Source organism: Phenylobacterium sp. (genome assembly GCF_035569475.1).
Taxonomy (GTDB): Bacteria; Pseudomonadota; Alphaproteobacteria; order Caulobacterales; family Caulobacteraceae; genus Phenylobacterium.
This window is the reverse complement of the sequence record NZ_DATMNA010000106.1, coordinates 1-11,787: the sequence shown is the minus strand read 5'-3', so window position 1 is coordinate 11,787 and position 11,787 is coordinate 1. Positions and strand designations below refer to the sequence as shown.

6 protein-coding genes are annotated in these 11,787 nt (G+C 71.3%); 2 read left to right on the top strand and 4 right to left on the bottom strand.

Annotated elements, in window-relative coordinates:
* The 4 genes from VNW53_RS17065 to VNW53_RS17050 form a co-directional block, all read right to left on the bottom strand.
* Positions 1–1,928, bottom strand: a 1,928-nt coding sequence (locus tag VNW53_RS17065) for an outer membrane beta-barrel protein (protein ID WP_325557045.1), incomplete at its 3' end; no start/stop codon positions are given.
* 126 nt (positions 1,929–2,054) lie between these two features.
* Positions 2,055–3,029, bottom strand: a complete 975-nt coding sequence (locus VNW53_RS17060) for a transglutaminase family protein (RefSeq protein ID WP_325557044.1) — start codon at positions 3,027–3,029, stop codon at positions 2,055–2,057.
* A gap of 11 nt (positions 3,030–3,040) precedes the next feature.
* A complete protein-coding gene (locus VNW53_RS17055; RefSeq protein WP_325557043.1) occupies positions 3,041–3,988 on the bottom strand; it encodes an alpha-E domain-containing protein in 948 nt (315 codons plus the stop codon).
* Entirely contained in the window at positions 3,985–5,424 is a 1,440-nt protein-coding gene (locus VNW53_RS17050) for a circularly permuted type 2 ATP-grasp protein (RefSeq protein ID WP_325557046.1), read from the bottom strand. Before VNW53_RS17050 ends, VNW53_RS17055 begins: the two co-directional genes overlap by 4 nt.
* 241 nt (positions 5,425–5,665) lie before the next feature.
* Between VNW53_RS17050 and VNW53_RS17045 the strand changes: the two genes are divergently transcribed.
* Positions 5,666–7,471, top strand: a complete 1,806-nt coding sequence (locus tag VNW53_RS17045; RefSeq protein WP_325557042.1) for an autotransporter assembly complex family protein — start codon at positions 5,666–5,668, stop codon at positions 7,469–7,471.
* Positions 7,468–11,634 (top strand): translocation/assembly module TamB domain-containing protein, encoded by a 4,167-nt coding sequence (locus VNW53_RS17040; RefSeq protein WP_325557041.1) that lies wholly within the window; start codon positions 7,468–7,470, stop codon positions 11,632–11,634. The genes VNW53_RS17045 and VNW53_RS17040 overlap by 4 nt, the downstream gene beginning before the upstream one ends.
* Positions 11,635–11,787 lie beyond the last annotated feature (153 nt).

Here is an 11,787-nt window from a genome sequence, read left to right as displayed (position 1 = left end):
CCCGGCCGGGCGATGCCGGTCGAAAAGATCGCGCGTGCGATCAGCTCGGGCGAGAAGGTGTACTTCACCTGGGCGGTGGGGAAGACGTCGGTGTAGTCGGCGGTCCGGCTGGAAAGCACCGGGGCGTTGCTGTCCTTGGTGACGAAGGCCGTGTACTTGCCCTGGGTGTTCTCGACACGCGCGCCGGCCAGGAAGCTCCACGGGCCGATGTCGGTCGTGTACTGGCCGTAGCCGGCGTAGATGTTTTCCTGGGCCTCGAAATAGCCGTTCGGATCGGTCGCCGAGGTGATGGTGGTCTCGCCGTTATAGATTTTGCGGATCGCGTAGCGGTCGATGAACGGGCCGTTGGTGTAGTGCCCGTCGTAGTAGGTGTTGGCCGGTCCCGAGGCGGTGGACAGCAGGATCGACGGCGCCGTGATCCCGCTGAAGACGATCGGGTTGACGACCTTGTCCCTCAGCCGCGCCTCAAGCCCGACCTTCACGCGGTCGCTGTCATTGATCAGGTGCACGGGCGTCGAGGCGTTGACCGCGTAGGCAAATTCCTGGTCGACGTCGAACTCCGACGAATTGCTGATCTTGGTGAGCTTGTACTGGGTGGCGTCGTTCGGGTTGAACGGCGTGGCATGGGTGGCGTCGGTGACGAAGGCGAAGGTCGGGAAGTTGGGGTCGTTCACATTGTTGTAGGCGACCGGTGTCCCGGACGGCCCGCTGAAGGTCGCTCCGAAGTTATAGCCGACCGCGAAGGTGGCGCGGCTGTAGGAGGCCCGGTAGTCGAGCGCCAGATCGCCGAACTGGTCCCTGCCGCCGATGGCGTAGACCTGGTTGCGGTGCGTCTCCTGCTCGTCGGTGAGGGTGATCGCCGGGGTCGTCGTGGTCAGGAAGCCGTTGGGATCGCTCGGATTGGGGATCTGCGTTCCGGTGGCGTTGGTCCCGCTGTCCATGTTGCGCAGCAGCAGGAAGTTCTTGTGCACCGCTTCGATGTAGCCGGCGACGCTGGCGCGCACGTAGTAGCTGTGGTCGTCGTTCGGCTGGAAGTCGAACTCGCCACCGTAGCCGAAGCGCCGGCGATGGTAGTCGTACCGGCGGAAGTCGTACTGGTGGGCGGTCTTGTCGGTCGGCGGCGTGCTGGCGTCGACGTAGCTCTCCTCCAGGTCGTCGACGGCGCGCCGGTCGTCCTTGCGCGAGGCGTTGAGGACGAAGGCGAACGGGTAGGGGTTGGAAATCCAGCCCGCGGCGACAGGTTCGGCCTGGCCGTCCCCGGCGATGGCCAGGCCATGCTCGCCGAAGCCGAATCGCGCGCCGCCGGCGAGCTCCACGTTCACCGGGCCGGTGTGCCCGTGCAGCGGCTCATAGCCCCAGCCCAGGGATCCTTCGAGGAACGGGCTGGTGATGTGGGCCGCGCTGCGGGGGGTCAGTTCGACCGTGCCGCCGAGTCCCTCGCCCTCCTGCTCGGGCAGGCGGGTCTTGGTGACCACGATGCCGTCGATGGCGCCGGTCGGGATGGTGTCGAACTCCACCGCGCGGCCGCCGCCGCCTGCGGCGGTTCCGCCGGCGTTGGTGTTCATCAGGACCACGCCGCCATAGGTCGCGCCGTTCAGGTTCGCGTCGATGCCGCGGATGTTGACGAAGCGGCCCTCGCCCGTGTCGCTGGAGAGCGAGACGCCGGGAATCCGGCCAAGCGCCTCGGCGGCGTTGAAGTCGGGGTATTTGGCGATCGTCTCGGCGGACTGCACGTCGATCAGGTTCTGCGCCTTTTCCTGGCGCAGGCGCGCCTGGTTCTCTTCCCGCGGAGCGGTGACGATCAGGTCGCTGACCGCGCTGTCGCCCGACGCCGCTGGCGCGGCCCCGTCGACGTCTGCCGCCCTCGCCGCGCCGCTGAGGGCGAACACCGACGCCGCCGCCAGGAAGAGGGTTCTTTGAATCGCCATTTTTCGCGCCCCACATCAACAAATGTGACGCTGCGGTAATCAGCGACCGTGACGGTCCGGTCGAAATTTTATGAAGAATTTATGCCAACCCGCGGTTGTCCAAAACGGCCGGAGCCGCCGGGCGGGCTACTGCTGCTGCTGGCGCTGCTGATCGTAGGCGAGACCGGAGTATTGGCTGCGGCGCTGGCCGGGGCGCGGGGCCGGTTGGGAGATCCGCAGAAACTCCGGTTCGCTGACCGCCGCTCGGGCCTTGCGCACGGTGACGCCGACCGCCAGCTCGCTCTCCGCCTCGCCCTTGTAGACCCCCCGCGAGGGCGGCACGTCGGAATAGTCGCGGCCCACGGCGCAGGCGATGTGGCGTTCGGCGGCGAGGATGTTGTTGGTGGGATCCAGGCCCACCCAGCGCAGGCTCGGCAGGAAAACCTCTACCCACGCGTGCGTGGCGTCGGGGTCGGAGCGGTCGCCGGCCTTGCGGTCGGTGAACAGGTAGCCCGAGACGTAGCGGGCGGGGATGCCCCAGCCGCGGCAGATGGCGATCATCACGTGGGCGAAGTCCTGGCAGACCCCCTTGCGGGCCTTCAGCACATCGTCGATCGGCGAATCGGCGCGGGTGACGCCGGCCTCGTAGGCGAAGGCGTCGTAGAGAACGTGCTTGAGGTCGCACACCGCGCTCAGCGGGTCGCGGACCCGAAGCTCGTCGAGGTTCCGCTCGGCGATGAAGGCCGCCAGGGCCTCGGTCGGGCCGGCGAAACCGTGCGGGTGCAGGTAGTCGAAGTGCTCGCCCCGCACGAAGTCCGACTTCAGCCGATCCCACTCCCCGCGGTCCAGGTGGTCGGGCAAGGCGGGCGGCGGCTCGGTCTCCACCGCCGAGCGGGCGGTGATGGTCAGCCGGTCGTGCGGCTGGGGGATATCGAAGTGATAGACCGCGTTGCCGAAGGTGTCGGCGTAGGAGAATAGCTGTGCGGCAGGATCGATTTCCAGCTCGAAGCTGATCAGCCGCTGGTGGGCGCGTTTCTGAGGCTGCATCCACAGCTCCATGACGCTCTCGCGCACGGGCTCGTCGTACTGGTAGCGGGTCGAGTGGCGGACGGCGAGGAGCACGGCGTTCGTCCTTACGCGGGCAGGCGTTGTTCGAGGGTGTAGGCGACGAAGGTCTCGTAGACCTGGCGATGCACTGCGGCGCATTCGTCCAGGACGGCGCCCAGGAAGGCGCTGGCGCCGCCGGCCTGCACCTCGCCGATCTCGGCGTATTGCAGGCGCGCGCGCAGCCGCCCGGCCAGGCGATCGGGGCCGGAGACGCCGGCGGCCTCCACATGGCGGCTGAGGGAGGTCAGGTGCTCCTCGATGCGGGCCGTGCAGAACCGCACCGAGCGGGGGAAGTCCTCGTCCAGCAGCAGGAACTCCAGGATGAAGCGCGGCTGCATGTCGGCGGTGTAGACCCGCAGGTAGGGCTCCAGCGCGCAGCTCATCCGCAAGAGGCCGGTGAGCGCCGAATGGTCGGCGATCGCCCGGTGGCGCCGGTCGCCGAAGCAGACCTCCAGCAGGGCGCCGATCAACTGGGCCCGCTCCAGGTAGACGCCCAGCAGCAGGAACCGCCAGCCCTCGCCGTGGCTCATGGTGGCGTCGGCGGCGCCCTTGAACAGGTGCAGGTCGGCGATGGTGTCGTGCAGGAAGGCCTGGGAGCCGTCGGCGAAGGCGCGGGCCGCGTTGGGGTCGCTCATCCGCAGGTGGATGAGGTTCAGCCGCTCCCAGGTCTCGGTGGTGATCTGGTCGCGCACCTGGCGCGCGTTCTCGCGGGCGCGGGCCAGGGAACTGGCCACCGAGCCCTGGTCCTCGCGGTCCAGCACCAGGGCCAGCGCCGCCTCGTAGGGGTTGCGAGCCTTGACGGCGTCGTCGGGGTCTCCGACGGCGGCCAGGGCGATGCGGGCGATCTGGGTGGCCGACTCCGTGCGGTCCAGGGTGGCCGTCAGCATGACGTCTGAGAGCCGGCACAGGTGCTCGGCCCGCTCCACATAGCGGCCGATCCAGTAGAGGCTGTCGGCGACCCGAGCCAGCATCATGGCTGCAGATCCTTCTTGTCCGTCAGCACCCAGGTGTCCTTGGACCCGCCGCCCTGGCTGGAATTGACCACCAGCGAGCCTTTGCGCAGCGCCACGCGGGTCAGGGCGCCGGGCGTCACCACGACCTTCTCGCCGCAAAGGATGAAGGGGCGCAGGTCGACATGCCGCGCCTCGATGGAGTGGTCGATCAAGCAGGGCGCGGTGGAGAGCTGGATGGTCGGCTGGGCGATGTAGTTGTCCGGATCGGCCCGCAGCGCCGCGGCGAACTCGTCCTGCTGGGCCTTGGTGGAATGCGGCCCCACCAGCATGCCGTAGCCGCCCGAGGCGCCCACCGCCTTGACCACGAACCGGTCGAGGTTGGCCAGCACGTGGCCGAGCTGGGCCGGCTCGCGGCAGAGGAAGGTCTCGATGTTGGGCAGGATGGCGTCCTCGCCCAGGTAGTAACGGATGATCTCCGGGACGTAGGCGTAGACGGCCTTGTCGTCGGCGACGCCGGTGCCGGGCGCGTTGCAGATCACCACATTGCCGGCCCGGTACGCGTTGAACAGGCCCGCCGACCCCAGGCCCGAATCGCGCCGGAAGGTCAGGGGATCGATGAAGTCGTCGTCCACCCGGCGGTAGATGATGTCGATGCGCCGAAGGCCGGTGGTCGTGCGCATGTAGACCATGTTGTCGTGCACCACGAGGTCGCGGCCCTCGACCAGGGGCACGCCCATCAGCCGCGCCAGATAGGCGTGCTCGAAATAGGCGGAGTTGTAGACGCCCGGCGTCAGCACCACGACCTGCGGGTTCGGGCGCCAGTCGGCCGCCATGCTCTTCAGGGTGGTCAGCAGCAGGTCGGGGTAGCGGTCGATGGGCCGCACGCCGGCGCCGCGGAAGGTGCCCGGGAACACCCGCTTGGAAGCCTCGCGGTTGGCCAGCATGTAGGAGACGCCCGAGGGCACCCGCAGGTTGTCCTCCAGCACCGCGAACTTGCCGTCCGGCTGGCGGATCAGGTCCGACCCGCAGACGTTGGCGTAGGCCTGGTGCGGCACGTAGAGGTTCTGCATCTCGCGCCGATAGGACGGCGCGTTCAGCACCAGGTCGCGCGGCACAACCCCGTCCATCAGGATCTGCTGGCCGGAATAGATGTCGGCCAGGAACAGGTTCAGGGCCTTCAGGCGCTGGGTGAGGCCGGCGTCGATGGTCTTCCACTCTTCGGCCGCGATGATGCGGGGCAGAAGATCGGTGGGAATGATCCGCTCGGTGGAGCTCTCGGCGCCGTAGACGGTGAAGGTGATGCCCTGCAGCAGGAAGAACCGCTCCAGGGTCTTCTGGCGCTCGGCCAGCTCGTCGGGGCTGAGGGTGTCGATGCGCTCGGCCAGGGCGGCGTAGTGCGGTCGCACCTTGCCCAGGGCGTCGCGCATCTCGTCGTAGGGCAGGGCCTGGGCCGCCATGGGGGGCGCCTGGCCCGCAGCCTTGGTCTTGGCGGCCTGCAACTCCACGCGCGACGTCCCTTTTACCAGCCCTTTGTCCTTAAGGCCCTTAAGCCCTGACCGGAAGATGGGCGCGGCCATTCGTCCGCCGCGCGCCTCGCCGAAGGCGACTGCCCAGGCTTTGGGCGCCCGGCCGGCGGCGCGGGTGACAGCCCGGTGGGCGGCGGTTACACCTGGACGGGGCGGGAGAGGATTCGAGAGCTTGTCTCGTCTTGTCTACGCCGTCGGCGCTGGAGCGGCCCTTTGCCTGCAGGGGCTCGCCTGTTCGGCCGAGGCGGCTGAACCCAAGGCCCAGATCGAGGGAACCCTGCCGCCCGAACTGCGCGCGCAGGTGGCCCGCGCCGTCGGCGACACCGACCGGCCGATCGAGAACCGGTTCGAGGCGCGCCGGCGGGCGCGGGAGGCGGCCGAGGACGCGATCGCCGTCCTGCGCTCCGAAGGCTACTACGCCTACGACGTCGAACCCGACGTGGGCGAGGGCGATGCGCCCAGGGCGCTGGTGAAGATCGCCCCGGGTCCGCGGTTCGTGCTGGGGCCCGCCCACATCGACTGGATCGGCGCGACGCCCGACCCTGCGGCCATGGCGGCGGCGCAGACCGCGCTGGCCCTGACGCCTGGCCGGCCGGGGCGCGCGGCCGATGTCGTGGCCGCCGAGGGCCGCGTGCTGGGGGCGGTGCAGAAGCGCGGCTACGCTGACGCGAAGGCCCAGCCGCGCGAGGTGGTGGTCGACCACGCCGACAAGACGGTGACCCCCGACTACCGGATCGCGGCGGGGCCGTTGGTCCACCTGGACTCCCTCCAGGTCACCAGCAACGGCCGCACCCACCCGCAATGGCTGCAGAACCTGGCGCCGTGGCGGCACGGCGCGCCCTACGATCCGGACCAGGTGGCGGAACTGGAGCGGCGGCTGCTCGACACCGGGGTCTACGAGTCGGTCACCGTGGCGCTGGCCCCGGCGACCGACGTGACGCCGGACGGCCTGCGGCCGGTGGTGGTCAGCCTGGCCGAGCGCGAAAAGCGCACGATCGAGCTGGGCGCCAGCTACGACACCACCGAGGGCCTCGGCCTGGACGCCAAGTGGATCGCCTACAGCCTGCTCGGCCGGGCCGACACCTTCTCGGTGCTGGGCCGCGTCTCCAACATCGACAGCCGTGTCGAACTCGACCTGTCGCTGCCGCACTGGCTGACGCCGCAGCAGACGCTCGCCGTGCGCACGGCGGTCTATCGCACCAATACGCCGGCCTATGACCAGGAAGGGGTGATGGCCAGCGCCGACGTCACCCATCGCTGGGGCCGCAACGCGACCTTCGGGCTCACCGGCACCTACGTCACCTGGGGCGGATCGATCGACGCCAGCCGCACGGCGGAACTCGGGCTGCAGACCCTGACCCCGCTGGGGCGCGACCTTGTCACCCTGGCGGGGCTCGGGGAGGCGGCGCTGGACCGCTCGGACGATCCGCTCGACCCGACCCGCGGCTGGCGGATCAGCGCGCGGATGGAGCCCACCCTGCTGACCGGGCAGGGCGTGCTGCCGTACCTGAAGCTGCAGGGCCAGCTCTCCGGCTACCTGCCCTTCGACGTCAGGGGCGACACCGTGCTCGCGGCCCGCGTCCGCCTGGGCGCGATCTTCAACGCCGCGGTGGGGGACATTCCCGCGCCGCAGCGCTTCTACGCCGGCGGCGGCGGGTCGGTGCGGGGCTTCGGCTTCCAGGAGGTGGGGCCGCGGCTGGCGGACAACACGCCCGAAGGTGGCCTGTCGCTGGTGGAGACCTCGCTGGAGGTGCGCCACCGGCTGAACGCGAAATGGGGCCTGGTGGGCTTCATCGACACCGGCGCCATCGGCGGGGCCCAGTTCCCCAGCTATCGCGATCTCAGCATCGGGGCGGGCCTGGGCGTCCGCTACAATCTGGGCTTCGGGCCGATCCGGGTGGACCTGGCCACGCCGGTCACCAGCCGGCGCGGGGGCGCGCCGCTTCAGGTCTACGTCAGCATCGGGCAGAGCTTTTGAGCGACCCCGCCGACATCCCCGCCGCACGGCGTTCGGCCCTGCCCAAGGCCATCGTGGCGACAGCGCTCGCGGTCCTGGCGTTCATCCTGCTGGCCATCGTCGGCGCGCGCTACGGGGTCCTGCTGCCGCAGACGCGCCTGCTGATAGAGGCGGCGGCCGATGGCCTGAAGGTCGGCCGGTTCGGTCGGCTGAAGATCGAGGGGCTGAGCGGCGACATCTGGCGCGACGTGCGTGTGGCCAAGCTTGTCGTCAGCGACGAGGGCGGCCCGTGGCTGGAGGCGGATAACCTCCACATGACATGGACTTACGCCCAGCTCCTGCGGAGAAATTTCCACGCCAGCAACATCGACGTCCAGGCATTGAAGATCCTGCGGCGGCCGACCCTGACCCAGAAGGGCGAGGACACCGGCCTGCCGGTCTCCTTCCACATCGACCGGGCCCACGCCCGCGTCGAGCTGGCGCCCCAGTTCAGCTACGAGCGCGGCGTCTATGACCTGTCGCTGAACCTCGACGTGGAGCGCAACGGCGACCAGCGCGGGGTCGCGCGCGCCGCCAGCTTGCTGCACCCCGGCGACCACCTGAACCTCGACTACGACGTGGCCAAGACCCGGCCGCTGAAGGTGCTGATCGACGGGGTCGAGGCGCAGGGCGGGGCGCTGGCCGGGGCGATGGGCCTGCCGTCGCGGCAGCCGTTCGTGGTGCGGGTGGCGGCGAGCGGCAAGACCTCGGCGGGCCAGTTCACCGCAGTCGCCAGCTCCGGCACGGCGCGGCCGCTGAAGGCCCAGGGCGCGTGGACTAAGGACGGCGGCGTGGCGCGCGGCGTGGTGTCGCTGACCGCCTCGGCCCTGACGGCGCGCTACGCCGACCGCTTTGGACCGCAGGCGAGTTTCGTCCTGGCCGGACGGCGCGCCGGCCCGGACCTCTTCGCCCTCGATGGGCGCGTTGCCTCGGAGAACCTGTCGGCGCGGGTCCAGGGCCTGGGCGATGTCGGCCAGCGGAGGATCGGCCCGCAGGGCCTGGGTCTGACCGCCCAGACGGCCGCCCTGTCGCGGATCACCGGCGGGCCCGCCATGGGCGCGGCGCGGCTGGCGGGCCGGGTGACCCAGGTTCCCGGCGCCAAGCCCGTCTGGCGCTTCGCCGGCGAGGCGGCGCTGTCGAAGGCCGAGCTCCGCGGCTACGGCCTGGCGCAGATCGCGGGGCCGGTCGAGGTCGTCGAGGCCAACGGCCAGTGGGACGTCAAGACCCGGCTCGCCGGCGCGGGCGGCCATGGGACGGGCTATCTGGCCGCCATGCTGGGCGGCGCGCCGAGGGCCAGCCTGGACGGCGCGAAGCTGGCGGACGGGCGGCTCCTGCTGCGCGACCTGCAGGTCGCCGGCGCGGGGCTTAAGGCGGAGGCGACCGGCGCGCGCAGCCTGCTGGGCGGGCTGACCTTCAAGGGCAGCGCGGCGGTTTCCAACCTGGCGTCGGCGCACGCGGGGGCGGCCGGTTCCGCGCAGGCGAACTGGTCGGCCGCCCAGGCCAAGGCCGGCCAGCCCTGGACCTTCACCCTCGACGCCCGGGGCGACAAGCTCGCCACCGGCTATCCCGAGCTCGACCGGCTGCTGGGCGGCAAGCCGGCGCTGAAGGCCCAGGCCAACCTGCAGGGCCGTCGCCTGGCGGTGGGCTCCGCCAGCCTGGACGGGGCGGCGCTGAATGCGACCACGGCCGGGGTCCTGGCGCCCGACGGCGGCCTGACCTTCAAGCTCGACTGGAGCGCCGAAGGCCCGTTCCGCGCGGGGCCGGTGGAGGTGGCCGGCAAGGTCAAGGGCTCCGGGGCGATCACCGGGACGCTGGCCTCACCCCGCGCGGACCTGCAGGCCGACCTGGCGTCCATCGACGCGCCGCGCCTGGCGTTGAAGGACGCCCACCTGACGCTGAGCTTCCTGCGCAAGCCCGACGGCTCGAGCGGGACCGCGGCGCTCACTGCGGCCAGTGAATATGGCCCCGCCCGGGCGCGCTCGGATTTCCGCTTCCCCGAGGGCGGGCTCGACCTGACCGCGCTCTCGGTGGACGCGGGCGGGGTGAAGGCGTCCGGATCGCTGTCGCTGCGCAAACAGGCCCCGTCGGCGGCGGACCTAGAGCTGACCGTGACCCGCGGCGCGTTCCTGGACGCTGGGCGGATCGCCGGGACGGTGCGGCTCGCCGAGGCCGCGGGCGGCGCGCGGGCCACGGCCAACCTGACCGCCGAGAACGCCCGTTTCCCCGGATCGGCCGTGACGGTGCGGGCGGCCAAGATCACGGCGGACGGGCCGATGGCGCGGCTGCCCTACCAGGCCCAGGCGACGGGCGTGTCGGACGGCGGGGCCTGGGGCCTGAACGGGCGCGGCGCCTTCTCCGACGCCAAGCCGGGCTATGCGGCGAGCTTCGACGGCCAGGGGCGGCTGGGCGGGCGCGAACTGCGCACCCTGGAGACCGCCCAGTTGCGGTTCGGCGGGCCGGAGCAGAGCGCGCGGCTCAAGCTGGCGGCCTCCGACGGCGGGCGCATCGACTTCGACGGGCGGCTGACCGAGGCCGGGACCGACGTGCGCGCCCAGCTAACCGGCCTGACGCTCGGCCTGCTGAACGAGGACCTGGCGGGGCGCACGGATGCGACGCTCACCCTGCAGGGCCGCGGGCCGAGGCTGGACGGGACGCTGGAGGCCAGGCTCTCCGGCGCGCGCGGCCGCGGGACGTCCGCGGCGTCCGGGATCGACGGGGTGATCCACGGCAAGCTGGCCGGCGACAGCCTGTCTCTCGACATGACCGCCCAGAACGCCCAGGGGCTCAGCGCCAACGGCGCGGTGGTGCTGCCCACCGAGGCCTCGGCGGCGCCCTTCCGCATCGCCATCGCGCGCCAGCGGCCGATGCGTGGCCGGTTCGCCGCCCAGGGCGAGGTGCGTCCGCTGTGGGACCTGCTGGTCGGCGGCGAGCGCAGCCTGGCCGGCAAGGTGATCGCCGAGGGGACCCTGGGCGGGACGCTGAACGACCCGACTGCCGCCGGCCAGGTCAGCATCGCCGACGGGCGCTTCGACGACGGGGCGACCGGGCTGTCGCTGCGCAACGTGGCGCTGAAGGCCGATTTCGCCCGCGAGGCGGTCAGCATCACCCAGGCCAGCGGCGTCGACGGGCACGGCGGCGCGTTGACCGGCACGGGCGTGATCAGCCTGGCGCGTGAGGGCGCCTCCAGCTTCCGGCTGGACCTCAAGGGCTTCCGCCTGATCGACAACGACCTGGCCACCGCCTCGGCGACCGGACGGGCGACCATCGACCGCGCCGCGGACGGCAAGGTCAGGCTCTCGGGCGCCCTGGCCATCGACCGGGCCGACGTGGCCGCGCGCGTGCCGACGCCGTCGGGCGTGGTGGTCATGGATGTGGTGGAAAGGCATCGCCCGGGCGACCTGCCGGCCTCCCTGCCGCCCGCCAACCTGGGCGGAGCGGGTTGGGCGCTGGATGTGACGCTGAAGGCCCCGCGCGGGATTTTCCTGAAGGGCCACGGCCTGGACACAGAGCTGTCGCTGGACGCCCATGTGCGCGGTTCCACCAGCCATCCGGACCTCACCGGCACGGCGCGCGTGGTGCGCGGCGACTACGATTTCGCCGGCAAGCGCTTCGAATTCGATTCCTCCAGCGTGGTCTATCTGTCGACCAAGGCCGAGCAGGTGCGCCTGGACCTCACCGCGACGCGGGACGACCCGACGCTGACCGCCTCGGTGCGCATCCGCGGCACCGCGGCGCGGCCGGAGATCACGCTGACCTCGACGCCGAGCCTGCCCAACGACGAGGTGCTGAGCCAGGTGCTGTTCGGCCGCACGGCCTCGCAGCTCTCGCCGCTGGAGGCCGCCCAACTGGCCTCGGCGCTCACCTCGCTGGCCGGCGGCGGCGGGCTGGACGTGATCGGCAACCTGCGGACTTTCGCGGGCCTTGACCGGCTGGCCCTGGCCGGCGGCGACGCGACCTCGGGCGCCATGAGCATATCCGGCGGCAAATATCTGACAGACAACGTCTATCTGGAGTTGACCGGCGGTGGACGGGACGGCGGCGCGGCGCAGGTCGAATGGCGCGTGAAGCGCAACCTGTCGATCCTAAGCCGGGTCGGTGGGCAGGGCGACGGGCGGCTCGCGGTACGCTGGCGGCGCGACTACTGAGCCGCGCGCTTCGCGGCGTAGGTCTGGGACCCGCGGGTGAAGACCCGGTCGGTCGGCAGGATCTCAGCGATGGGGATGTCGCCGGCCTGCTCCAGGCGGTCGTAGATGGCGGCGAAGTCCTGCAGGGTCGCATCAAGCAGGGCCTGCAGCGAC